Below are 23,627 nucleotides of genomic sequence, written 5' to 3' on the forward strand. Positions count from 1 at the left end.
CGCCCGCGATGGCTCATGCAGTAAGGCCGCGTAAGCGCCCGCCCAACTTCTCTCACGTCAGCGCCGGCACCACCGGCAATTCGATCCGCACTTCCAGGCCGCCCTGCGCGTGATTACGCACGTGACACCGCCCGCCACGATCGTGCGCGAGTCGCGCGACGATCGCGAGGCCGAGGCCGCAATGGCCTTCGCCACCACGCGCGGCGTCGAGCCGGACGAACGGCTTCATCGCTGCGGCGATACGGTCGTCGGGGATGCCGGGACCGTGGTCGCGCACGCTGATCACCCAATGGCCGTCAGTGCGCGCGGTGGTGATATCGACCGGCGGCGCACCGTGTTCGAGCGCGTTATCGACGAGATTCGTGACCAGCCGGTCCAGCAGCGTACGCGGCAGCTTGAACGACGAACCGGCGCGCAGATCGAGCGTGAAGAGCGGCGTTTCGGTGCTGTCGCTGGCGGAGAACTGTTCCTGCAAAAAGTCGTCGACTTCGACCGGCGGCCCGGTGTCGGCGGACTGGCCCGCGAATTCGAGAAACTGCTGGACGATGTTGGTGAGCGAGTCGACATCGCGGATCAGACCGGCGCGTTCGTTTTCCGCCACCAGCACGCTCGCGCGCAACTTCAGGCGCGTGAGCGGCGCTTTCAGATCGTGCGCGACGCCGGCCAGCATCACGGCCTGGTCGTCGCCGGCTTCGTTCAGACGCCGCATCATGTCGTTGAACGAACCGATCAGATCGCGCAGCTCGCGCGGGCCTTGCACCGTCACGGGCTCCGGCCGGCCGCCCGAGCCGAACGCACGCGCGGCATCGGCGACGCGCGAGAGCGGCCGCTGCATCTGCCAGACCGCGAACAGCGAGAGGATCAGCGCGGCGAGCAGCATCGAGATCGACTCGATCAGAAAGCGCGGGCGCGGCGGCACGTCGACCGGCACCACAACCCAGTTCGACTTGCCGGGAAACAGCACCCATAGCTGCGGCGGCCGTAGATCGTCGACGGCGATCTGCGTGCCGGGCGGCAGGTTCTCGCGCAGATGCCGGCTCAGTTCTTCGAGCGGACGCTGAGTCGGCTTGTGCAGATGCACGCTCGCCGGCATGTTCCAGGTGGGCACGAGGTGCACGCGCATGGCGGGCGCGAGCGCCGCGCCTTTCATCGGCTCGCCGTTGATGGCTTGCAGCACCAGCAGGATGCCGCGCGCGAAGCCGTCGATTTCATGGCGCGGCGGCTGCATCACCACCAGCACGAACCAGCCGGCCTGAATTGCGAACAACACCGCCGCCGAGAGTAACGCCATTCTGCCGAACAGCGTGTTCAGCGGGTTTTTCATGCGCTTGAAGCGGCCTCGTCGGCGAAGGGCGTGCCGTCGGCGTCGGGCACGAAGACGTAGCCTTTGCCGCGCACCGTCTGCACGTAGCAGGGATTCGACGGGTCGTCTTCGATCACGCGGCGCAGGCGCCAGATCGGCACGTCGAGGCTGCGGTCGCGGAAGGCGAGATTGTCGCGATGCACGAGATCGTGAATCAGCACGCGCGACAGCACCTTGTACGGATTGTTGACGAAGATCTTCAGGAGCGCGAACTCACTGTCGCGCAGCGGCAGCTTCGAGTTGTCGCGGCACAGTGCGCGCGTGGCGAAGTCGAGCTCGAACGGGCCGAAGCGATACGGCTTGCGGGCTTCCGGCGCGCTCGTGGTGGACGGCCCACGCCGGCGCAGCACTGTGTGAATGCGCGCCAGCAATTCGCGCGGATCGAACGGCTTGGTCAGGTAATCGTCCGCGCCGAGCGAGAGCCCGACGATGCGGTCGGCCACCGTGCCGCGTGCCGTCACGAAGATCACCGGAATGTCGTCGCCGGCGGCGCGCAGCGCGGTGAGCGCGCGCAGGCCGTCGGTGTTCGGCATCATGATGTCGAGCACGACGACGGACGGCCGTTCGCGTTCGAGGCGGCGCTGGAGATGCGTGCCGTCGTGGAGCACGGACGCGTCGAAGCCGTTCGACTGCAGAAACTTGCAAAGCAGATCGCGTACGACCGGATCGTCGTCGACGATGAGGACCTGTGGATTCATGGCGAAATTTTAGACTGACGCGTGTGACGCGCGGCCGACTGTTTTCTTACCAATGCTTACGTCATGCCGCGCGCTTCGGGCGGTTCGCTTGTCAGGCCCGCCACGTAAGGTTCGCGGCATATTTCAGCGGCGCCATATCTGGCGACGCGCGCAGCGGCGTCGAATTCGTTTCGTATCGCGCACATCCCTCCGAAGAAAGAATTTGCGCACATCTGGAACCGGTCGAAACAGGTCGGAACAGGTAGGAACGGGTCGTAAGAACCGGCGGAAAGCGCGCTTTCCTTCGTGCATCGGCACCACATGGTCGGCGCGATGATTCGTCGTGCAGTACGTTGCGCCGCATGCTGAAAACAGCCTAACGCCTTGGGCCCACGGCAGGCGGCGTGAAATCGAAACCCAGCTCCACGCGAGGCTCATCATGACCGTTCCCAGCAATCTCACTTCAACCCGCTTTTCTTCTCTGGCGCCGACGCCGCCGGCGGAAAGGCCCGCAGCCGCCAACAACCCGGGCGCTACCGCGCAAACCAGGGAGTCCGCCACCCAGGCGCAGCCATCGCTGCCCACCGGGCTCGTCGGGCACCACGTCAATACGACAGCCTGACGTACCGAGGCCCACGTGTCGACTCCGAGAATTCTCCACCGCTTCATGCGTGTCGTTGCGTGGTTGACGCTCGGCGCGGCGCTGCTGCCACTGGGTGGCTGCGCCGTCGCCGCGCTGCCGTGCCGGCTGACTTCGGCCACGCTGAAAATCATCCCGGTCGTCGGCCATGCCGCGGCCTCGCCGTTCGACATGTGTTCATCCGCCATCGATTGAATCATGACACTCAAACGGATTGCCTGCGCGCTGGCGTTGCTGGGCGGCGTGTTCGCGTTGAGCGCTGAAGCGCAACCGCCCGCGCGCGACGCGAGTGCGGCGAGCGCCGCATCGAGAGACTCTTCCGCCGATGCGCGGCGGCGCCCGCAAGACGCGCCGTTCGCGTTCCGTGGCATCGCGCTCGGCATCACGCTCGACGAATTCCGCGCGGGCTCGAGCGTGCGGGCGACGCCGCTCGGCAGCGTGCCCGTCTGCGAGACGGACGTACAGGCGGGCGCGCTCGGCATGCGGCTCAAGTCGCACGACAGTCTGACGGTGGCCTGCCGCTGGGCGCATCGCTCGGACAACGGCTGGGCGGTGTCGCAAGCGGTGGTCGACGGCGCGCCCGCGCTGGAGCACGTGCTGCGCTTCGCGCGCGTGGATGGGCAAAGCGCACTGCATCTGTACGAGATTTCTTTCGTGATCGACGAGATCACCGCCGAGGACTTGCGCGACGCGCTCGGGGACCGCTACGGGCCGCCGCGTCTCGCGACGCAGAACGTGTCGGCGACGGGCGCGATGCCCACGTACGTCTGGGAAAACGCGGTGAGTTCCATCACGTTGTGCTTTCTGCCGGGCACGCGCAACGGCACGCTCACTTATTTGCTGAAGGGCTCGGATGCGTGGGTGAAGTCGGTCGTGCGGCAATGGCAGGCGAGCGGCGCGGAGGCGGGTTGATGCGCGGCATTGAGTGTGGCCGATGAGTGGGCCAATGAGCGTGGCCGTCAGGCCCGTTTCGAACAAGGAGCATGCATGACTGCGCTACGTCTGACTGTCGCGCTAAGCGCGGCGGCTTGCCTCGCGGCTTGCGCGAGCCACCAGCAAAACTCGATCGTCGATACGCCGATGGCGCCGCCGCTCGCCTCGGCGCCGCTGAACGTCAACACGCAAGGTGCGATCTATCAGGCCGGCACGCCGCTGCTGCTGTATGAAACACCGCGCGCGCAACATATCGGCGACGTGCTGACCATCCGTCTCGCGGAATCGTATAGCGGCAACAACAGCGCGACTGCGGCGGCGAGCCGTTCGAGCAGCATTACCGCCGACGCCGCCGACCATTCCACCAACGCCGCCGCGCGGCTCGCGCGACTCTTCAACATCGGCTCGGCGAGCACGGAATACAAAGGGCAGGGCAATATCACCGACATCAGCGGCATGACCGGCACGCTCGCCGTCACCGTGATCGGCACGATGTCGACCGGCAATCTCGTGGTGTCGGGCGAGAAGGTCATTGCGATGAGCGGCAACCGCGACCGGCTGCGCCTGTCGGGCATCGTCAATCCTAAGGATATCGAAGCGGGCAATTACGTGGCGTCGAGCAAGGTCGCGAACGCGCGCATCGAACAGGCCGGTGTGGGGATGGTGTCCGACTCCACGACGATGGGCTGGCTGCAGAGAATGTTCATGAGCGTGCTGACGTTCTGAGCCGGCGACGCGTTGAATGCCGGAGCTGCCGGAGCTGCCGGAGCTGCCGGAGATGCCGGAGATGCCGGAGACGCAGCAGACGCAGGAGACGCATGAAGTGGGATCTGCATCGCACTTCATGCACCCGTCAGGCGCTGCGTTCGGCCGCGCCGATTTCACCGTCCGGCACGAACACGTAGCCGCGTCCCCACACGGTTTGCACATAGCGCGGCTCGGACGGATCGACTTCTATCAGCCGGCGCAAACGCCAGATCGAGACGTCCAGGCTGCGATTGCGATGCAGCTCGCTATTGCCGTGCAGTTTCTCCAGCAACTGCGCGCGTGTGAGCACGGTCATCGCGTGGCTGACGAATACCTTGAGCATGGCGAATTCGCTCGAACGCAACGTGATGCGCTCGCCGTCCCGGCGTAATTCGCGCGCCGGGAAATTCACTTCGAAACGGCCGAAACGGTACGGCGCGCGCTGCTCCGGCGCGCTCGGCGCAATCGTGCCGCGACGGCGCAGCACGGTGCGAATCCGCGCGACCAGTTCGCTCGGTTCGAAGGGCTTGCCGAGATAGTCGTCCGCGCCGAGTTCGAGGCCGATTACGCGGTCGATCGGATCGGACCGCGCGGTCAGCAGAATCACGGGAATGTCGTCGCCGGCCACGCGCAAGGCGCGCAGCGCGCTGATGCCGTCGAGCTCCGGCATCATGATGTCGAGCACGATCAACGCGGGACGCTCGTCCTGCAAGCGACGCTGCAGCGCCATGCCGTGCTCGAGCGTGTCAACCTTGAAGCCACGCCCTTGCAGATAGCCGCTGACGAGCTCACGTACGACGGGGTCGTCGTCGACGACCAGAATGGATTGGTTCATTCAGGTCATCTTAGAGAACGACGCGCGCGGAGCAAAGCGCACAACGCTTTCGAATCCTTTCCCGTGTAAGAGAAAGCAAGAGCCCGCGTGCCTAGTTTGCCTGGGAGGTCTGAATGGTCTGCGGCGGCTGCCGCGCGAAGTCGGCTCGATCGACCACCATTCGCTCGATCAGGCCGTTGAGCTTGGTCGAAGCCGAAGAGAAGCGGTCCGTGTTCAGACCGCCGGTCTGATAGCGGGCTGTGACGAGAATGCGGCCGTTCTGAATCAGCGTCAGGTCGATGATCGACAGATACTGGATCGTTTCGTCGCTGAACGAGCGGCGGCCGTAATCGATCGCGGCGTTGTAGACAAGGCGCGCCTCGCAGCCGGCGGGCGAGGTGCCCGGATTGTAGACATCCGAACGAATGCCGCGCCGGTCGAGCGCGAGTTGCAGCGCCGGCACGAAATCGCCGACCGACACGTTCTGGTTCACTTCGATGCAGACGTTACTCACCTTTGCCGGCCGCCCGTTGACGAAGGTCGGCGACGAGTAGTTCGCCGCGATTGCGTAGCCCGCCTGAATGACGGAGCCGGTGGCATCGGCGGCCTGGATCAGCGTCCAGGCGCAACCGTTCAGGCCGACCGCCAGCGTGGCGGAGACCGCGAGCCACGCGCAGGGACGCCGCAACGTGACCCACGCGGCCCGTGAGGCTCGCGTGAAAGCATAAGCACGCATGCTCGGCATGAAGGTCATGAGGCGGTGCCTGGTGGCGGTCGGTGGATGCGGTGAATCACAGCGAATCACCGCGGGCAGCTGCGAGCAGGATTACCCTCAGCGCGTGACGCGCAGGCGCAGTTCGTTTTGCCCTTGCACGCTTGCCGTGACGCTCACGCGCCGCTCGGCGGTGGTGACGATGAAATGCTGGCGCGTCGGCGTGTTGAGGTCGTGCACGACGTTCGGGAAGCAGGCAGCGATATCGGCGCCGAATTCTTCGAGTGGATCGGTGACGACGCCGTCAGCTTGCCAGTGCGCGCGCCAGTGGCAATCGTACGCGTGCGCGTTGGCGCGGCAGTCGTCGGCGCTCGACGTGCCCGGCAGTCGCGCGGCGGTTTGGGTTTGCAACTGCCGGAAATCGGCGGCGTCGACGATGTGCTTGAGCGCCGGGCAAACGTCGGCCGGCTCGTTGGCTGGGTTAACCTGGGCTGCGTGCGCAACGCTCGTGACGAGCAGCGCAGCGCCGAGAGCTAGCGCGAGGCGCTGGGTCAAAGGTTGGGAGCGGCGATCGAATGACATGGGCGGAGAATCCAGTAGCGATGAATGACGGGGCAGGACGTGGTACGGCCCGCACGACTATCGTCGCCGCTGGGAAGCATTTCCAAAGCGCGGAACAGCTTGCCCGCTTCGCAAATGCTTTCGAACTCTTCTCACGTGTTTCGGGATGTTGCGGGGTATTGCCTGGGATCGCGAAGGGATGTGGCGGGGCGCCGCTGCGATCTGGCGTGGCTGGGTGAGGCGGTGATGTGGTGAAGCGGTGCGGCGTGAGCGAGTGTTGCGGCTGAGTGGCCACGCCTGTGGCTGTTACGGTCGGCGTGGCGCAGTTCGCCTGTCACTCACCCGAGCGTGAGACCACCGTCGACATGAATCACCTGGCCGGTGATATGCCGCGCTTCGTCGGAGAGCAGGAACGCGATCAGCGCGGCGACATCCGCGGGTTCGGCGACATGGCCGAGCGGCGTCGCCTCCGCGGCGCGACTCCACACCGATGCATTATCGGCACTCGGCCCGCGATCTTTACGCGTATAGCCGGGCGCCACGCAATTGACCGTCACGCCGTGCGGCGCAAGTTCGGCGGCTGCGGTTTTCGCCAGCGACTCGAGCGCTGCTTTCGCGGCGGCCGTCGCGGCAAACGGCGCGTCCGCGCGATAGCGGTGCGCGACGAACGAACTGAGCGCAACCACGCGGCCGCGTTTCGAGGTTTCCAGCGCGGGCGTCGCGCGTTTGACGAGCGCCGCGAACGCGGCCGGCATCGCGGCGAAGGCTGCGCCGAGCGCGTCGGGATCGAGCGCATTCAGCGTTTGGCGCTGCGCGTGTCCCGCGTTGGCGACGAGTTGATCGAGTGCGCCGAAGCTCGCCAGCGTTTGATGAATCACATGTTCCGCGGCGCCACGTTCGGCAAGGTCGCCGAACACCGTCGCGCAACGTGCGCCGTTCGCGCTGCAATCGGTGGCGACTTGCGCGAGCCGTTCACGCGCTTCCTGATCGGCGCCGCGTGCATGCAACATCAAGGCCGAGCGCGGCGCGGCGATGCGCCGGGCCAGCGCGGCGCCGATGCCGGACCCCGCGCCGGTGATCACCACGACACGCTCAAATCCGGCGCTGCCGGCGTCGTTCAGCGCGTCCACGTCGCTCATGTCGCTCATGCCGCGACCGCTTCGCCCGAGCGCTCGACGTCGAGCGTCTCGTCATGGAACGCGGCCAGCGACTCGCGATGCGCAACGCTGACAATCGCCGCCTTCGGCAGCCGCTCCGTGAACAGGCGATACAGACGCGCTTCGTTTTCCGCGTCGAGCGCGCTGGTCGCTTCGTCGAGGAATAGATAGTCCGGCTTGTGCAGCAGCACGCGCGCGGCGGCAAGGCGCTGCTGCTCACCCGGCGAGAGAATGCGGGTCCAGTGTCCCGATTCCTGCAGACGGTCCGCATATTCCGACAGATGGCACACGATGAGTGCTTCGCGGCATTCGTCGTCGGTGTAGGTGTCGGCGGCCGACGGGTAAGCGAGCGCCGCTTTGAGCGTGCCGATCGGCATATAGCTCACCTGCGGAATGAACATCATGCGCGCGTTGACCGGCGCGTCGATCGAGCCGTCGCCGAACGGCCACAAGCCGGCGAGCGCGCGCATCAGCGTACTCTTGCCCGAGCCCGACGGACCGCGCACCAGCCAGCGCGAGCCCGGTTGAATCGCGACATCGCGAATGCGCGACAGCGGGTTGCCGTTAGGCAGGGCGAGCTTGAGGCCGTCGGTGGTGAGCTTGTCCTCGTCGACGAAATGCAGATTGATGCCGCCATGCGCGGTAGCCGGCGAGACCGATTCCTTCAGATGCGGCGAGCGTACGACGCGCTTGAATTCACGCAACCGGTTCACGGTGGCGCGCCATTCGACCAAGGTGCCGTAACTGTTGATGAACCACGAGAACGAATCGCTGACGGTGCCGAATGCGCTGGAGATCTGCATCAGCACGCCGAACGTGAAGGCGCCCGCGAAATAGCGCGGCGCGGCGACCACCAGCGGAAAGATGATCGCGATCTGGCCGTAGAAGCTCAGCACGAAAGTGAGCCGCTTGGTGTACTTCATCACCTGCCACCAGTTGTCGCGGATGCGGCCGAACAGCGAGTGCGCGTTCTTCTTCTCGGTGTCCATGCCGTTGTAGAAGGCGATCTGCTCAGCGTTTTCACGCAGACGGATCAGGCCGAAACGGAAATCCGCCTCGACTTTCTGCGCCTGGTAGTTGATCGGCACGAGCGGATGGCCGACCTTCTGGATGATCAGCGAACCGACCACGGCGTACAGCGCCGCGGCCCACACCATGTAGCCGGGAATCTCGATCGGCATGCCGCCGAGTGAGATGGTCAGCGCGCCGGCGAGCGACCACAGGATCGTGATGAACGACACCAGCGTGACGACGGTGGACAGCAGGTCGAGCGTCAGTGAGAGCGTGCTGGTGGCGAACGATTGCAGGTCGTCGCTGATCCGCTGGTCGGGGTTGTCGGCGAGGCGGTCGCGTTCGATCCGGTAGAACGCGCTGTCCTTCAGCCACTCGTTCAGGTAGCGCGTGGTCAGCCACTGGCGCCAGCGGAAGCCGAGCATCTGGCGCAGGTAGCGGCCGTACACCGCGAGAATGATGAAGCCGAACGCGAGCCCCGAGAACACCATCAGCAGGTGCGGGAAATCGTGCACGTTCTTGGTTTGCAGCGCGTTGTAGAAGTCGGCGCTCCAGCGGTTCAGGCGCACGTTGATCCACACCACGAGCAGATTCATCACGATGATCGCGATGAGCAGGCCCCATGCCGTTTTTCGTTCTTCGGAAACCCAGTAGGGTTTGATCAGGCTCCAGGCGGAGACTTGTTCGTCTGGCGGCAGCACGGGGCTGGCAGAGGTATTCGGTGTCATGAGCATCCTGAAGTAGTGCTGGCCCATTGGGCTGACCCACGGGGACAGCCCGTCTGCGGGCTGCCCTGCGGCGGGTTTGCGGTACATGCCCGGGCGTCGTGCTCGACGAACGCACGCCCGGGTGAGCGTCAGATTCTGGCGTGAAGCCCTTAAGCGAAAATTAATTTGCGCCGCGAGGCCGCGCCGATGCCGTTGCGAACATGGCGGGACGGCGTGCCGCCCGCGCCGCGTTCGTGCGGCATCCTGTGCTGGCATTGTGCCAGAGCGCCGCCGTCGGCCGTATTGATAACGTGAAAGATGGTGCCGGATCAAATCGCGCGCGACGCGGCCAGCCGCTGGTTTGCGGGCGCCGCGCCTTTTATGGTCTAATGACCTTCGACGAAACAGGGGTGCTTCGCGCACAGGCGGCATGGTTTTCATGGCGCAGCGGCGAGGCTGAGAGACACCCTTTGCACCCGATCCGGGTAATACCGGCGCGGGAAGTTTCCGGAAGCAGCCAGTCTTCCATTCCCCGCCGGGCAGCGTCCGTCATTGGAACGCGCATTGTCCGGCCGGCCTCACCCGCCGGTTTCGTCCTGGGTACGTGCGTTTTTTTGCCGTACGGAAAGGACTCGATGACCGCCTATTCTTCAGATATGTGTTTTGCTCTTCGTCACGCCGCCGTCGTTGGCGCGCCGTGCTGCTTTAGCTTTGCTTGCCATCCTGAAACGGAGCGTGCGCGATGACGCGTCCTGCTCAACCCGATTTCGCCGTGCTCGGCGGTGGCCTGTGCGGGCGGCTGGTGGCGTGGCGTCTCGCCGGCCAGGCACATCACGTGGCGCTCTACGAACGTGGCGATGCCGCCGGTTCGCAATCCGCCGCGTGGGTCGCCGCGGCCATGCTGGCGCCGCTCGCGGAAGCTGCCAGCGCCGAACTGCTGATTACGCGTCTCGGCGCGAGTTCGCTCGAGACCTGGCCGCAAGTGCTGGCCGAATTGCCCGAGCCGGTGTTCTTCCAGCGCAATGGCACGCTGGTCGTCTGGCATCACGCTGACCGCACCGAAGCACCGCTGTTCGAGCGCCGGGTGCGCTCGAATGCCCCGGCTGAATTGCTGGATGGCGGCTTCGTCACGCTGGCAGGCGCGCAGCTCGGCGCCGCCGAGCCCGCGTTGGCGGGACGCTTTAATCAGGGCTGGCTGTTGCCGCGTGAAGGGCAGCTGGATAACCGTCAGGTGCTTACCGCGTTGGCTGCGGGCCTCGCGCAACGCGGTGTCGAAACGCACTGGAACACTGCTGTCGACGATCGCGCGCTGCCGCCCGCCCGCATTACGATCGACTGCCGCGGCCTCGGCGCGAAGCCCGTGCTGCCCACGTTACGCGGGATTCGCGGCGAAGTCGCGCGCGTGCATGCGCCCGGTATCAAGCTGACGCGGCCGGTGCGGCTGCTGCATCCCCGCTATCCCCTCTACATCGCGCCGAAACAGGACGATCTCTACGTGATCGGCGCCACTGAAGTCGAAGGTGAGGACATGTCGCCCGTCAGCGTGCGCTCGGCGCTCGAGCTGCTGAGCGCGGCGTTTTCCGTGCATCCCGGCTTCGGCGAGGCACGCATCCTCGAATTGAATTCGCAGTGCCGCCCAACTTTGCCGGACCACCGTCCGGCCTTGCTGTGGGACGGCGCGCAGACTCTGCGCGTGAACGGCCTGTACCGGCACGGCTACATGATCGTGCCCGAAGTCGCCGACGAAGCCGTGCGCTTCGCCGCGGCGCTGCTCGACGGTCGCATCGGCGACGCCGATGCCTTCGCCGACTGGCAGCGTGATGCGCGCTGGAGCGAGCTCTTTCAACTGGATTCCGCGCGGGAGCCGGCATGAGCGTTGCGCGATCCATCACTGCACGCCACGCCACGCCGCTTTCGCCATCGACTGAAACGTATTCGAACACCATGGACATTCATATCAATCAGAAGCCATTGTCGCTGCCCGAAGGCGCGACTGTCGCCGACGCGCTCACCGTGTTCGGCGCGCGTCCGCCGTTCGCGGTCGCGCTGAACGGCGACTTCGTGGCGCGCACCCAGCATGCCGCGCGTGCGCTGCGGGCGGGCGACAAGCTCGATGTCGTGCAACCCGTGGCCGGCGGCTGAACGCCCGCCACGCCTTGCCGGAACGCCGGAACGCCGGAACGCCGGAACGCCGGAACGCCGGATTGCCGGAGACAAACAGGATTATGCAAATGACTTCCCCCCAAACCGCCGACGCGCTCACGCTCTACGGCCAGACCTTCGCGAGCCGCGTGCTGCTCGGCACCTCGCGCTATCCGTCGCTGCAATCGCTGTCCGATTCGATCGACGCGGCGCGGCCCGGCATGGTGACCGTCGCGCTGCGCCGGCAGATGAACGAAGGCGGCGCGGAAGCCGGCTTCTTCGACCTGCTCAAGCGCCACGGCGTGCCGCTCCTGCCGAACACGGCCGGCTGCCTGACGGTCGGCGAAGCGGTGACGACTGCGCATATGGCGCGCGAAATCTTCGACACCGAGTGGATCAAGCTCGAACTGATCGGCGACGACTACACACTGCAGCCCGACCCGGTCGGCCTGATCGAAGCGGCCGCGCAACTGGTCAAGGACGGCTTCAAGGTGCTGCCGTATTGCACCGAAGACCTGGTGATCGGCCGCCGTCTGCTGGACGCCGGTTGTGAGGCGCTGATGCCGTGGGGCGCGCCGATCGGCACGGGCAAGGGCGTGATCAATCCGTATGGCTTGCGCGTGTTGCGTGAGCGGCTGCCGGACGTGCCGCTGATCGTCGACGCGGGCCTGGGCGTGCCGTCGCACGCGGCGCAGGTCATGGAATGGGGTTTCGATGGCGTGCTGCTGAACACGGCCGTTTCGCAGGCCACCCACCCGGACGCGATGGCGCGCGCCTTCGCGCTGGGCGTCGAAGCGGGCCGCCAGGCGTTTCTGGCGGGGCCGATGGCCGAGCGCGAAAGCGCGCACGCGAGCACGCCGGTGGTCGGCATGCCGTTCTGGCATCAAGACGGGAGCGCCGCATGACGCAGACTTTGACCTTGAAGGACCGCGACCTTTTCTGGCCGCCCGCCGACGAACTCACCGAAGCCGCCGAGCGCATCCGCGCCCGGCTGGGCGACTGGCCGCCGACACATGCGCCGTGGCGCATCTGCCTGACCGCGCCGGACGAACCGAATGGCGGCGACCTCGTCGTCATCGCCGACGCTCAGCAGCATGGCGAGCAAGTGGCGCGCTGGCTGGTCAGGGGCGCCGGCGTGATCGAAGCCGCCGAGGATAAAGCCACGCTGCATCTGGGCGGCGAAAAATACCGCCTCGAAGGTCATCTGGCGGAAGACTGGATTGCCGCGCTGGCGGCGTTCCTCGACTGCGGCTTCGACCCGCATGACGCACTGGTGCTGGCGCTGGCTTGGCGCGACGGCGACGAAACCCGCGCCGACGACGCCTTTCCCGCCGATCTCAACCATTTCCCGCGTCTCGCTGGCTTGCCCGACGCGCCGGCGCAGGCGTTCGCGCGCTGCCCGGACCGCCTCGGTCTCTATCCGGTTTTGCCGACGGCGGAATGGGTCGAACGCGTGGTGGGCTTCGGAGTGAAGACGGTGCAGTTGCGCCGCAAATCGGCCGAACCCGCTGACGAACTGAAGCGCGAAGTCGCCCGTTGCGTGGCCGCCGGCCGCGAGCACGACGCCCAGGTCTTCATCAACGACCACTGGCAGGCCGCGCTCGAAGCCGGCGCATACGGCGTCCACCTCGGCCAGGAAGACGTGCACACGGCCGACCTCGCCGCGCTCGCGGCGGGCGGCGTCCGGCTGGGGCTATCGACGCACGGGTTCTACGAGATTCTGAAAGCGCTGCATTTCCGGCCGAGCTACATTGCACTAGGTGCGGTGTTTCCGACCACCACCAAGGTCATGCCGACCGCGCCGCAGGGCGTCAGGCGTCTGGCCCGTTACGTGCGCTTGCTCGACGGCGTCGTGCCGATGGTGGCGATCGGCGGCATCGACTTGCAGGTACTGCCCGACGTGCTGGCGACGGGTATCGGCTGCGCGGCGGTGGTGCGGGCGGTGACGGAGGCGGCCGATCCCGCTGCCGCCGTTTCCGCACTGCAACAAGCGTTTACGCAATAATCGTCATGATTGGTTAAGGGACAGGGCAGCCTCAAGGCAACTTTTGCACGGTGGCCCTATAATTCGCCTTCCGTGTAAAAGGACTGTCAGTTTCGTGTCTTCCTCCCCCGAGACCTTACTCGAGTTGCGCGACGTCGACTTCGGTTACGGCGACCGGCTCGTTCTGTCGAACCTGAATCTGCGCTTCAAGCGCGGCCAGGTGGTCGCGGTCATGGGCGGGTCCGGCTGCGGCAAAACCACGGTGCTGCGTCTGATCGGCGGCCTGGTGCGCGCGCAGCGCGGCCAGATCCTGTTCCAGGGCCAGGACGTCGGCCGGCAAACGCGCGACGGCCTGTACGCGCTGCGCCGCAAGATGGGCATGCTGTTCCAGTTCGGCGCGCTGTTCACCGACATGTCCGTGTTCGAAAACGTCGCCTTCGCGCTGCGCGAGCACACCGACCTTCCTGAAGAACTGATCCGCGATCTCGTGCTGATGAAACTCAACGCGGTCGGTCTGCGCGGCGCGCGCGACCTGGCGCCGTCGGAGATCTCGGGCGGCATGGCGCGGCGCGTGGCGCTGGCGCGCGCCATCGCGCTCGATCCCGAACTGATGATGTACGACGAGCCGTTCGCCGGTCTCGATCCGATCTCGCTCGGCATCACCGCGAACCTGATTCGCGCGCTCAATCAGGCGCTCGGCGCCACCTCGATCCTCGTCACGCACGACGTGCCGGAATCGTTCGCCATCGCCGATTACGTCTACTTCCTCGCCAACGGAGGGGTTCATGCCGAAGGCACGCCCGCCGAGCTGCGCGCGTCGACCGATGCCACCGTGCGCCAGTTCATCGACGGCGCGCCGGACGGCCCCTTCAAATTTCACTATCCCAGCAAGACGCCGCTCGCGGCGGACTTCGGCATCGGCGGAGGTCAGTCATGATCAGTGCGATCGGCCGCTCGGTGATCGACGGGCTGGGCACGGCCGGCTACGCCACGCGGTTTTTCTTCCGGCTGCTGCTCGAATTTTTCCCGTTGTTGCGCCGTCCGCGTCTTGTCACGAAGCAGATCCACTTCGTCGGTAACTATTCGCTGGTGATCATTGCCGTGTCGGGCCTGTTCGTCGGCTTCGTGCTCGGCCTGCAGGGTTACTACACGCTGAACCGGTACGGCTCCGAGCAGGCGCTCGGCCTGCTGGTCGCGCTGTCGCTCGTGCGTGAACTCGGCCCGGTGGTCACGGCGCTGCTGTTCGCCGGGCGCGCCGGGACGTCGCTAACCGCCGAGATCGGCCTGATGAAGGCGGGCGAGCAGCTGACCGCGATGGAAATGATGGCCGTCGACCCGGTGAAAGTGGTGGTTGCGCCGCGCCTGTGGGCGGGCATTATTTCGATGCCGATCCTCGCCGCGATTTTCAGCGCGGTCGGCGTGTTCGGTGGTTATGTGGTGGGCGTCCTGCTGATCGGCGTCGATGCCGGCGCGTTCTGGTCGCAGATGCAAGGCGGCGTCGATGTCTGGCGCGACGTCGGCGCTGGCGTCATTAAGAGCGTGGTGTTCGGGCTCGCGGTGACGTTCGTTGCGCTGTTTCAAGGCTATGAAGCCAAGCCGACGCCGGAAGGCGTGTCGCGCGCCACGACCAAGACGGTCGTGTACGCGTCGCTTGCAGTGCTCGGCCTCGATTTTCTGCTGACCGCATTGATGTTCAGCTAAGACTGCGCTGCACGTTTTCCGCCGGCGGCGCGTCACTGGGCGCGCGCGGCGGGACGTATCGACGGCGTGGCGGATTCACTTTGGGATGACGATGAAAAAGACTGCTGCTCTCGACTTCTGGGTCGGCCTGTTCGTGGTGTTAGGTTTCGTGGCGTTGCTGTTTCTCGCGCTGAAGGCCGGCAACATGAGCTCGTTGTCGTTCCAGGCAACCTATCCGGTCAAGCTCAAGTTCGACAATATCGGCGGACTGAAGGCGCGCGCGCCCGTGAAGAGCGCGGGTGTGACGGTTGGCCGCGTCGATTCGATCGGCTTCGACAGCAATTCGTACCAGGCCGTCGTCACGATCGACCTCGACAAGCAATATCAGTTTCCGAAAGACACCTCGGCGAAGATCCTGACCTCGGGTCTGCTCGGCGAGCAATACATCGGGCTCGAACCCGGCGGCGACACCGAAATGCTCAAGGCGGGCGACACCATCTCCATGACGCAATCGGCGATCGTGCTGGAAAACCTCATCGGCCAATTTCTGTACAGCAAGGCCGCGGATTCGGGTGCGTCCAAACCTGGCGCGGCGACGGGCACGCCCGCGCCCGCAGCGGCGCCGGCGGCGCCGAGCCTGCCCGCCTCCGGCGCGGCGGCTCAATAAGGAGAACAAGAATGCAGACCATACGCATCAGCGGCGCGCGCACTTTCCAGGTCGGCAAACTGGCGGTAGCCGCGGCGCTGCTCGCCGGCTGTTCGACGGTGCAGACGCCGACCAAGGGCGACCCGCTCGAAGGCTTGAACCGCACCATCTTCACCGTCAACGACAAGCTCGACCAGTACGCGCTCAAGCCGGTGGCGAAGGGCTACGTGTTCATCACACCGCAGCCGGTGCGCGACAGCGTGACGAACTTCTTCTCGAACATCGGCGACGTCTACATTGCGGCAAACAACCTGCTGCAGTTGAAGATCACCGACGGTGTCGAAGACATCATGCGGATCGTCATCAACACGGTGTTCGGCGTAGGCGGTCTGTTCGACGTGGCGACGCTCGCCAAGCTGCCCAAGCACGATAACGACCTGGGCCTCACGCTCGGCCACTACGGCGTGCCGGCGGGCCCGTATCTCGTGCTGCCGCTGTTCGGGCCGAGCACCGTACGCGACGCGGTCGGTTCGATCGGCAATTACTATGTGAATCCGCTGAGCTACATTCATCCGGATGGTCTGAGCTGGGCGCTGTACGGCCTGAACATCGTCAACACGCGCGCGAATCTGTTGAACGCGAGCGATGTGCTGGAAGGCGCCGCGCTCGACAAATACTCGTTCGTGCGTAGCGCGTATTTGCAACGCCGTCAGTATCTGCTGTCGGATGGCAAGCAGTCGGCGGCGCTGCCCAACTACGGCGACGAAGCGCCGCTGCCGAAGTATGACGACGTCGACAGCGGCGCAGCGGGTGCGCCGGCAGGCGCCGTGACCGGCACGGCGGGCGCGGCGGGCACGCAGGGTGCTGCTGCCGCGAAGGCTGCGCCGGCTTCGGGTGCGACAGCGGCAACGCCGCCGCAAGCGGCGTCGGGCACGGCGGCTGCGCCTGAAGCCGCGTCGGGCTCGGCTGAGTCGCCGCCGCTCGACCTGAACGGCGGTCCCGAAACGACGCAGATCCCGGCCGGCCAACTGGTCCCGCCGTCGCGTTTCAACTTTCCGTCATTCAAATTGCGTTGATCGTGCGGCCGTAACAGATCGATACGACTCTCGCAGTTTGCGCATGGATTGCCGCTGAACTCGCGTGCTAATGTCGGTTCAAACGGTTGCACTATTTTTAAGGCAAGGCTCCAAATGAAAAAATTCTTCCTGATTCCGCTGTTCGCCGCGCTGTTCTCGTTTGTCAGTGCCGGCGCATCGGCACAAACGGTCGACAGCAATTCGCCCGACGCCTTGATCAAGACGGTCACCCAGCAGGTGATCGACGCAATTCGTGCAGACAAGTCGATCCAGCAAGGCGACATCTCGCACATCACGAAGCTGGTCAACGAAAAGATCCTGCCGTACACGGATTTCCGCCGCACCACGCAACTGGCGATGGGCCGCAACTGGCGCACGGCTACGCCGGAGCAGCAAAACGCGGTGGTCGAACAGTTCAAGATGCTGCTGATCCGTACGTACTCGGGCGCGCTGGCTCAGGTACGCGATCAGCAGATCCAGTACAAGCCGTTCCGCATGAACCCGGACGACACCGACACCGTGGTGCGCTCGGTGGTGATGAACAACGGCTCGCCGATCGAACTCGACTACCGTCTGTACAAGACGCCGCAAGGCTGGCGCGTGTATGACATCAACGTGCTCGGCGCATGGCTGATCCAGGCGTACCAGCAGCAGTTCAACGAGCAGATCCAGCAGAAGGGCGTGGACGGACTGATCCAGTTCCTCACGCAGCGCAACCAGCAACTCGCCGCGGGCAAGCAGTCGTGAGCGAAGTGCTGAGCCCCGTCGCCAGCCGCTTCGAGAGCGGCGCGACGCTGACGCACGCAAGCGCGAATGCAGCGCTCGCGGCGGGTTTGCAGCGTATCGCGGCGGGCGCGAACAGCGTGGACTGCGCACCGCTCGCGCAGTTCGATTCGTCCGCGCTCGCAGTCCTCCTCGCGTGGCAGCGTGCCGCCCAGGCACGCGGCGCCGCGTTCGAGATCGTCAATCTGCCGGCTGGTCTCGCCAGCCTTGCGCAAGCCTACGGCGTCGATACCCTGCTGTGTCGACCGGAGCTGGCGCTTTAGCGCTTATGTCGATCCGAAGTTAGTGCTTCAGCACTTACTTCGGGCCCATGCAGAGTGCTCCGGTCCCACGCAACTTTGTTGCGCGGCGCGACATTGACGCTCTGACGCGTCAGTTCCAACCCCTCCTACTGAGATAGGGCCGCTGATTTTTGCCCTATAATCAAACGTTTTTTGGGGCGCATAACCGGCCCCAATTCCGTTCCTTCCAGCATTTGCGCGCCCCCTCAGGGCTCCTTTAGGCGCCGCGACGCACGCGGCCCACAGTCATGTCAGCCATAGAAATTCGTAACGTCAAGAAGCGCTACAAGGATTTGCAGGCGCTCAAGGGCGTCAGCCTCACAGTTGAAGAAGGCGAGTTCTTCGGACTGCTTGGTCCGAACGGCGCGGGCAAGACGACGCTCATCAGCATCCTCGCCGGGCTCGCGCGCGCCGATGAAGGCAGCATCGCGGTGCGTGGCCACGACGTCGTCAGCGATTTCCGCGATGCGCGCCGCGCGCTCGGCGTGGTGCCGCAGGAACTGGTGTTCGATCCGTTCTTCACGGTCCGCGAAACCTTGCGCATCCAGTCCGGCTACTACGGGCTGCGCAACAACGACGCGTGGATCGACGAGATCATGGCCAATCTCGACCTCACCGACAAAGCCGACGCCAACATGCGCGCGCTGTCCGGTGGCATGAAGCGCCGCGTGCTGGTCGCGCAGGCGCTGGTGCACCGGCCGCCGGTGATCGTACTCGACGAGCCGACCGCGGGCGTCGACGTCGAATTGCGGCAAACGCTGTGGAAATTCATTTCGCGCCTGAACCGCGAAGGCCACACCATCGTGCTGACCACGCACTACCTGGAAGAAGCGGAATCGCTGTGCGACCGCATCGCAATGCTGCGTCGCGGCGAAGTCGTGGCGCTCGAGCGCACCAGCACGCTGCTGCAACGCTTTGCCGGCATGCAACTGTTCCTGCGTTTCGCGCAAGGCGTATTGCCGGCTGAACTGCGTCCGCTCGAAGTGGACAGCGGCACGGGCAACGGCAATGGTCGTCAGCATCTGCTGCGTCTGACAAGCTACGACGACGTCGAAAAAATTCTCGCGCAGTGCCGCGCAGCGGGCTGCATATTCGAAGAAATCGAGGTCCGCAAAGCCGACCTCGAAGATGTGTTCGTTCAGGTGATGAACGGTCCGGAAGTGATCGAGGGGCTTGCATGAGCGGTTTCCGTACGCTGTTTTACAAAGAGCTCCTGCGTTTCTGGAAGGTGGCGTTCCAGACCGTGCTGGCGCCGGTCATCACCGCGCTCCTGTATCTGACGATTTTCGGCCACGCCTTGCGCGGCCATGTGCAGGTCTATCCGGGCGTCGAATACACGAGTTTCCTGATTCCGGGTCTCGTGATGATGAGCGTGTTGCAAAATGCGTTTGCCAATAGCTCGTCCTCGCTGATCCAGTCCAAGATCACAGGCAATCTGGTGTTCGTGTTGCTGCCGCCGCTGTCGCACTACGAGATGTTCGGCGCCTATGTGCTCGCGGCCGTGGCGCGCGGCCTGGCGGTCGGTTTCGGCGTATTCATCGTGACGATCTGGTTCGTGCCGGTCAGTTTCAACGCGCCGTTCTACATCATTGCGTTCGCGATTTTCGGCGCGGCGATTCTCGGTACGCTCGGTTTGATCGCTGGTATCTGGGCCGACAAATTCGATCAGCTCGCCGCGTTTCAAAATTTTCTGATCATGCCGCTCACATTCCTCTCGGGCGTGTTCTACTCGACTCACACGTTGCCACCGGTGTGGCGCGAAGTGTCGCGGCTGAATCCCTTTTTCTACATGATCGACGGCTTTCGCTACGGTTTCTTCGGGATGTCGGATATCAATCCGCTCGCGAGCCTTGCGATCGTTGCCGGTTTCTTCGTGGTGCTGGCCGTGGTGGCGATGCGCATGCTCGCTTCCGGCTACAAACTGCGCCACTGATCAGGAGCTTCTCTCATGTTGCCGACTCCCGAACAGGTCAAGCAATACATCGCGGCTGGCCTCGCCTGCCAGCATCTCGAAGTCGAAGGCGACGGCCAGCATTTCTTTGCGACCATCGTTTCGCCGAGCTTCGAAGGCAAGCGTCTGATCCAGCGACATCAACTCGTGTATGCGGCGCTCGGCGACCGCATGCGCGAAGAAATCCACGCGCTCAGCATGAAGACGCTGACGCCCGCCGAATGGCAGAACGCGTAATCTGGAAATTTAGTGCGAATTACTCAAGAAGGGCGCGACGCCGGTAGCGGCGCGTCGAACACAGTCAAAGCAGCCCCGGCCGAAGTCCGGGTCAATCAGGAACTGACAGGCATGGATAAACTCGTCATTGAAGGTGGCTACCCGCTGTCGGGTGAAGTCGTCGTCTCGGGTGCGAAGAATGCGGCGTTGCCGATTCTGTGCGCGAGTCTGCTCAGCGCGGAGCCGGTGCATCTGGAAAACGTGCCCGACCTGCAGGACGTGCGCACGATGCTCAAGCTGCTCGGCCAGATGGGCGTGCAGATCGAGAGCGGCGCCGGACGTGTGTCGCTGAACGCGTCGAAGGTCGATAACCTCGTCGCGCCGTACGAAATGGTGAAGACCATGCGCGCGTCGATCCTCGTGCTCGGCCCGCTGGTCGCGCGCTTCGGTCACGCGCGTGTTTCGCTGCCGGGTGGCTGCGCGATCGGCGCGCGTCCGGTGGATCAGCACATCAAGGGCCTGCAGGCCATGGGCGCCGAGATCACGATCGAGCACGGCTTCATCGAAGCACGCGCGAAGCGTCTGAAGGGCGCGCGTATCGTCACCGACATGATCACCGTGACCGGCACCGAAAACCTGCTGATGGCCGCCGTGCTGGCCGAAGGCGAATCCGTCATCGAGAACGCGGCGCGTGAGCCGGAAGTCGGCGACCTCGCGCATCTGCTGGTCGCAATGGGCGCGAAGATCGAAGGCATCGGCACGGATCGGCTCGTCATTCAGGGCGTCGACAAGCTGCACGGCGCGAAGCACACGGTGATTCCGGACCGGATCGAAGCCGGCACGTTCCTGTGTGCGGTGGCGGCAGCCGGTGGCGACGTCACGTTGCGTAAAGTGCGTCCGCTGATTCTCGAAGCGGTCACTGAAAAGCTGCGCGAAGCCGGCGTCACGATCGAAGAGGGCGACGACTGGATGCGCGTGCGCATGGACAAGCGTCCGAGCGCGGTCACGTTCCGCACGTCCGAATACCCGGCGTTCCCGACCGACATGCAGGCGCAGTTCATGGCGCTGAACACGATCGCGACCGGCACCTCGCAGGTCGTCGAGACGATCTTCGAAAACCGCTTCATGCACGTGCAGGAACTGAACCGCCTCGGCGCCAACATCACGATCGACGGCAACACCGCGCTCGTGACCGGCGTCGACCAGCTTTCCGGCGCGAAGGTGATGGCGACCGATCTGCGCGCGTCCGCGAGTCTTGTGATCGCCGCTTTGCGCGCCGACGGTGAAACGCTGATCGACCGGATCTATCACCTCGACCGCGGTTACGACCGGATGGAAACCAAGCTCACCGCCATCGGCGCGAAGGTGCGCCGTGTCTCGGGGAGCCAGGCATGAGCGCCATGCCGCAAACTTCGTCGTCGCCAGCGGTGAGCGCGCCGCTCACGCTGGCGTTGTCGAAAGGGCGTATCTTCGAGGAGACGTTGCCGCTGCTCGCTGCAGCCGGCATCGAAGTGGCCGAAGACCCGGAAACCTCGCGCAAGCTGATCCTGCCGACCACCGACGCGAACGTGCGCGTGATCATCGTGCGTGCCACTGACGTGCCGACCTATGTCGAATACGGCGCGGCCGATTTCGGCGTAGCGGGCAAGGATGTGCTGCTCGAACACGGCGGCAGCGGCCTGTATCAGCCGGTCGATCTGGATATCGCGCGTTGCCGCATGTCGGTCGCGGTCGCCGCCGGTTTCGATTATGCGAACGCCGTGCGCCAGGGCGCCCGCTTGCGCGTGGCCACCAAGTACGTTGAAACCGCCCGTGAGCATTTCGCCGCCAAGGGCGTGCACGTCGATCTGATCAAGCTGTACGGTTCGATGGAACTGGCGCCGCTGGTCGGTCTCGCCGATGCGATCGTCGACCTGGTGAGCTCGGGCAATACCTTGCGCGCCAACAATCTGGTCGAGGTGGAGGAGATCATGCAGATTTCGTCGCGCCTCGTTGTGAACCAGGCGGCGCTGAAGCTCAAGCGCGCCGCGTTGCGGCCGATTCTCGACGCGTTCGAACGCGCGTCGAAAGCCGGCGCCACGACGGCCTGATAGTGTCAGTGTGACCACGTTCTAAAGCGCGCCTTACCGAAACGGATACCCGTATGTCTATCAAGATTCGCAAACTCGATTCCACCGCTCGCGACTTCCAGAAGTCGCTGCACGCGGTGCTCGCGTTCGAGGCGAGCGAAGACGAAGCAATCGAGCGCTCGGTCGCGCAGATTCTGAACGACGTGAAGGCGCGCGGCGACGCCGCGGTGCTCGAGTACACGAAGCGCTTCGACCGTGTCGAGGCGAAGAGTGTCGACGCGCTCGAATTGCCGATGTCGGAACTGGAAGCGGCGCTCGAGAGCCTCGAGCCGAAGCGCCGTGCGGCGCTCGAAGCGGCGGCGGCGCGGGTGCGCGGTTACCACGAGAAGCAGAAGATCGAATGCGGCAGCCATAGCTGGCAATACACGGAAGCCGACGGCACCGTGCTCGGCCAGAAGGTCACGCCGCTGGATCGCGCGGGTATCTACGTGCCGGGCGGCAAGGCGGCGTATCCGTCGTCGGTTCTGATGAACGCGATTCCGGCGCGGGTGGCCGGCGTGCGCGAAATCGTCATGGTCGTGCCGACGCCGGACGGTGTGAAGAATCCGCTGGTGCTGGCGGCCGCGCTACTGGGCGGCGTGGATCGGGTGTTCACGATCGGCGGCGCACAGGCGGTCGGCGCGCTGGCATACGGTACGGCAAGCATTCCTGCGGTCGACAAGATCTGCGGTCCCGGCAACGCGTATGTCGCGTCGGCCAAGCGCCGGGTGTTCGGCACGGTCGGCATCGACATGATCGCCGGGCCGTCGGAAATCCTCGTGTTGTGCGACGGCACCACGGACCCGCGCTGGGTCGCGATGGACCTGTTCTCGCAAGCCGAGCACGACGAGCTCGCGCAGTCCATCCTGCTGTGCCCGGACGACGCGTTCATCGGCCGCGTGAAAGACGCGATCGACGAACTGCTGCCCACCATGCCGCGCCGCGACGTGATCCGCGCGTCGCTGGAAGGCCGCGGCGCGCTGGTCAAGGTGCGCGACATGGAGCAAGCCTGCGCGATCGCCAACGACATCGCCCCGGAACACCTCGAAATTTCCGCGCTGGAGCCACATCAGTGGGGCCAGCTGATCCGCCATGCCGGCGCGATCTTCCTCGGCCGCTATACCAGCGAGAGCCTCGGCGACTACTGCGCGGGGCCGAATCACGTTTTGCCTACGTCTCGTACCGCACGGTTCTCGTCTCCTTTGGGCGTCTATGATTTCTTTAAGCGTTCAAGCGTGATCGAAGTCAGCGCGGAAGGCGCGCAGACGCTCGGCGAGATCGCCGCCGAGCTCGCTTACGGCGAAGGCCTGCAGGCGCATGCCCGCAGCGCCGAATACCGGATGCGGCAAAACGGCTGAGCGCGGTTGTTCCAGAGCTAAGGCCGAGCGGGCATCGTTCCGATGCCCGCGAACACCAGCGACGGATTGCGCGCGCTTCT

Annotated in this window: 27 protein-coding genes and 1 riboswitch; of the genes, 20 read left to right on the forward strand and 7 right to left on the reverse strand. The window is 65.0% G+C overall.

Features of this window, described 5'->3' with window-relative positions:
* Window positions 1–52: 52 nt before the first annotated feature.
* Window positions 53–1,324 (reverse strand): ATP-binding protein, encoded by a 1,272-nt coding sequence (locus PQR32_RS28750; protein WP_408234952.1) that lies wholly within the window; start codon window positions 1,322–1,324, stop codon window positions 53–55.
* Complete coding sequence (locus PQR32_RS28755) at window positions 1,321–2,061, reverse strand: response regulator (protein WP_408215273.1); 741 nt, start codon at window positions 2,059–2,061, stop codon at window positions 1,321–1,323. The genes PQR32_RS28750 and PQR32_RS28755 overlap by 4 nt, the downstream gene beginning before the upstream one ends.
* Window positions 2,062–2,479: 418 nt before the next feature.
* Here PQR32_RS28755 and PQR32_RS28760 point away from each other — a divergent pair, with 418 nt between their 5' ends.
* The 4 genes from PQR32_RS28760 (at window position 2,480) to PQR32_RS28775 (ending at window position 4,339) form a co-directional block, all read left to right on the forward strand.
* Window positions 2,480–2,662, forward strand: coding sequence for a hypothetical protein (locus PQR32_RS28760; protein WP_408234955.1), 183 nt, complete (start codon window positions 2,480–2,482; stop codon window positions 2,660–2,662).
* Window positions 2,663–2,707: 45 nt separating this feature from the next.
* Window positions 2,708–2,875 carry a DUF6726 family protein gene (locus tag PQR32_RS28765; protein WP_308706150.1) on the forward strand — a complete coding sequence of 56 codons (168 nt, stop codon included), beginning with the start codon at window positions 2,708–2,710 and terminating at the stop codon, window positions 2,873–2,875.
* A gap of 3 nt (window positions 2,876–2,878) precedes the next feature.
* Window positions 2,879–3,592 (forward strand): hypothetical protein, encoded by a 714-nt coding sequence (locus PQR32_RS28770; RefSeq protein WP_408234958.1) that lies wholly within the window; start codon window positions 2,879–2,881, stop codon window positions 3,590–3,592.
* Between the two features lie 75 nt (window positions 3,593–3,667).
* Window positions 3,668–4,339 (forward strand): flagellar basal body L-ring protein FlgH, encoded by a 672-nt coding sequence (locus PQR32_RS28775; RefSeq protein WP_408234961.1) that lies wholly within the window; start codon window positions 3,668–3,670, stop codon window positions 4,337–4,339.
* 127 nt (window positions 4,340–4,466) lie between these two features.
* Here the strand turns inward: PQR32_RS28775 and PQR32_RS28780 are convergent, their stop codons facing one another.
* From PQR32_RS28780 to PQR32_RS28800, 5 genes are all read right to left on the reverse strand, one after another.
* On the reverse strand, window positions 4,467–5,195 hold the full coding sequence (locus PQR32_RS28780) for a response regulator (protein WP_408234964.1): 729 nt from the start codon (window positions 5,193–5,195) through the stop codon (window positions 4,467–4,469).
* A gap of 91 nt (window positions 5,196–5,286) precedes the next feature.
* Window positions 5,287–5,928 carry a hypothetical protein gene (locus PQR32_RS28785; RefSeq protein WP_408234967.1) on the reverse strand — a complete coding sequence of 214 codons (642 nt, stop codon included), beginning with the start codon at window positions 5,926–5,928 and terminating at the stop codon, window positions 5,287–5,289.
* Between the two features lie 78 nt (window positions 5,929–6,006).
* A complete protein-coding gene (locus PQR32_RS28790; protein ID WP_408234970.1) occupies window positions 6,007–6,468 on the reverse strand; it encodes a hypothetical protein in 462 nt (153 codons plus the stop codon).
* A gap of 317 nt (window positions 6,469–6,785) precedes the next feature.
* Window positions 6,786–7,586 (reverse strand): SDR family NAD(P)-dependent oxidoreductase, encoded by an 801-nt coding sequence (locus PQR32_RS28795; RefSeq protein ID WP_408234973.1) that lies wholly within the window; start codon window positions 7,584–7,586, stop codon window positions 6,786–6,788.
* 5 nt (window positions 7,587–7,591) lie between these two features.
* The gene (locus PQR32_RS28800; protein WP_408234976.1) at window positions 7,592–9,343 is read right to left on the reverse strand and encodes an ABC transporter ATP-binding protein/permease; all 1,752 of its coding nucleotides are present in this window, start codon (window positions 9,341–9,343) and stop codon (window positions 7,592–7,594) included.
* Between the two features lie 375 nt (window positions 9,344–9,718).
* A riboswitch (TPP riboswitch) is annotated at window positions 9,719–9,842 on the forward strand.
* Window positions 9,843–10,064: 222 nt separating this feature from the next.
* Between PQR32_RS28800 and PQR32_RS28805 the strand changes: the two genes are divergently transcribed.
* From PQR32_RS28805 to hisD, 16 genes are all read left to right on the forward strand, one after another.
* The gene (locus tag PQR32_RS28805; RefSeq protein ID WP_408234979.1) at window positions 10,065–11,195 is read left to right on the forward strand and encodes an FAD-dependent oxidoreductase; all 1,131 of its coding nucleotides are present in this window, start codon (window positions 10,065–10,067) and stop codon (window positions 11,193–11,195) included.
* 71 nt (window positions 11,196–11,266) lie between these two features.
* Window positions 11,267–11,464 carry a sulfur carrier protein ThiS gene (gene thiS / locus PQR32_RS28810; protein WP_408235168.1) on the forward strand — a complete coding sequence of 66 codons (198 nt, stop codon included), beginning with the start codon at window positions 11,267–11,269 and terminating at the stop codon, window positions 11,462–11,464.
* 89 nt (window positions 11,465–11,553) lie between these two features.
* Window positions 11,554–12,369, forward strand: coding sequence for a thiazole synthase (locus PQR32_RS28815; protein ID WP_408234982.1), 816 nt, complete (start codon window positions 11,554–11,556; stop codon window positions 12,367–12,369).
* Window positions 12,366–13,469 (forward strand): thiamine phosphate synthase, encoded by a 1,104-nt coding sequence (gene thiE / locus PQR32_RS28820; protein WP_408234985.1) that lies wholly within the window; start codon window positions 12,366–12,368, stop codon window positions 13,467–13,469. The genes PQR32_RS28815 and thiE overlap by 4 nt, the downstream gene beginning before the upstream one ends.
* Window positions 13,470–13,563: 94 nt before the next feature.
* Entirely contained in the window at window positions 13,564–14,385 is an 822-nt protein-coding gene (locus tag PQR32_RS28825) for an ABC transporter ATP-binding protein (protein WP_132376737.1), read from the forward strand.
* Window positions 14,382–15,149 (forward strand): lipid asymmetry maintenance ABC transporter permease subunit MlaE, encoded by a 768-nt coding sequence (gene mlaE, locus PQR32_RS28830; RefSeq protein WP_106284184.1) that lies wholly within the window; start codon window positions 14,382–14,384, stop codon window positions 15,147–15,149. The genes PQR32_RS28825 and mlaE overlap by 4 nt, the downstream gene beginning before the upstream one ends.
* A gap of 91 nt (window positions 15,150–15,240) precedes the next feature.
* Window positions 15,241–15,795, forward strand: a complete 555-nt coding sequence (mlaD, locus tag PQR32_RS28835; protein ID WP_408234988.1) for an outer membrane lipid asymmetry maintenance protein MlaD — start codon at window positions 15,241–15,243, stop codon at window positions 15,793–15,795.
* Window positions 15,796–15,806: 11 nt separating this feature from the next.
* On the forward strand, window positions 15,807–16,850 hold the full coding sequence (locus tag PQR32_RS28840; RefSeq protein WP_408234991.1) for an MlaA family lipoprotein: 1,044 nt from the start codon (window positions 15,807–15,809) through the stop codon (window positions 16,848–16,850).
* A 114-nt stretch (window positions 16,851–16,964) separates the two neighbouring features.
* Entirely contained in the window at window positions 16,965–17,597 is a 633-nt protein-coding gene (locus tag PQR32_RS28845) for an MlaC/ttg2D family ABC transporter substrate-binding protein (RefSeq protein ID WP_408234994.1), read from the forward strand.
* Entirely contained in the window at window positions 17,594–17,896 is a 303-nt protein-coding gene (locus PQR32_RS28850) for an STAS domain-containing protein (RefSeq protein ID WP_408234997.1), read from the forward strand. The genes PQR32_RS28845 and PQR32_RS28850 overlap by 4 nt, the downstream gene beginning before the upstream one ends.
* A 266-nt stretch (window positions 17,897–18,162) precedes the next feature.
* Window positions 18,163–19,095 (forward strand): ABC transporter ATP-binding protein, encoded by a 933-nt coding sequence (locus PQR32_RS28855; RefSeq protein ID WP_408235000.1) that lies wholly within the window; start codon window positions 18,163–18,165, stop codon window positions 19,093–19,095.
* Window positions 19,092–19,847, forward strand: coding sequence for an ABC transporter permease (locus tag PQR32_RS28860; protein WP_408235003.1), 756 nt, complete (start codon window positions 19,092–19,094; stop codon window positions 19,845–19,847). The genes PQR32_RS28855 and PQR32_RS28860 overlap by 4 nt, the downstream gene beginning before the upstream one ends.
* Before the next feature lie 15 nt (window positions 19,848–19,862).
* Entirely contained in the window at window positions 19,863–20,102 is a 240-nt protein-coding gene (locus PQR32_RS28865; RefSeq protein WP_006052280.1) for a BolA family protein, read from the forward strand.
* Between the two features lie 111 nt (window positions 20,103–20,213).
* Window positions 20,214–21,476: a UDP-N-acetylglucosamine 1-carboxyvinyltransferase gene (gene murA / locus PQR32_RS28870; protein WP_494471424.1), complete on the forward strand. Its 1,263-nt coding sequence runs from the start codon at window positions 20,214–20,216 to the stop codon at window positions 21,474–21,476.
* The gene (gene hisG / locus PQR32_RS28875; RefSeq protein WP_408235006.1) at window positions 21,473–22,171 is read left to right on the forward strand and encodes an ATP phosphoribosyltransferase; all 699 of its coding nucleotides are present in this window, start codon (window positions 21,473–21,475) and stop codon (window positions 22,169–22,171) included. Before murA ends, hisG begins: the two co-directional genes overlap by 4 nt.
* 53 nt (window positions 22,172–22,224) lie before the next feature.
* Window positions 22,225–23,547, forward strand: a complete 1,323-nt coding sequence (hisD, locus tag PQR32_RS28880; RefSeq protein WP_408235009.1) for a histidinol dehydrogenase — start codon at window positions 22,225–22,227, stop codon at window positions 23,545–23,547.
* Window positions 23,548–23,627: the final 80 nt, after the last annotated feature.

The organism is Paraburkholderia dipogonis, assembly GCF_046027395.1.
Lineage (GTDB): Bacteria > Pseudomonadota > Gammaproteobacteria > Burkholderiales > Burkholderiaceae > Paraburkholderia > Paraburkholderia dipogonis_A.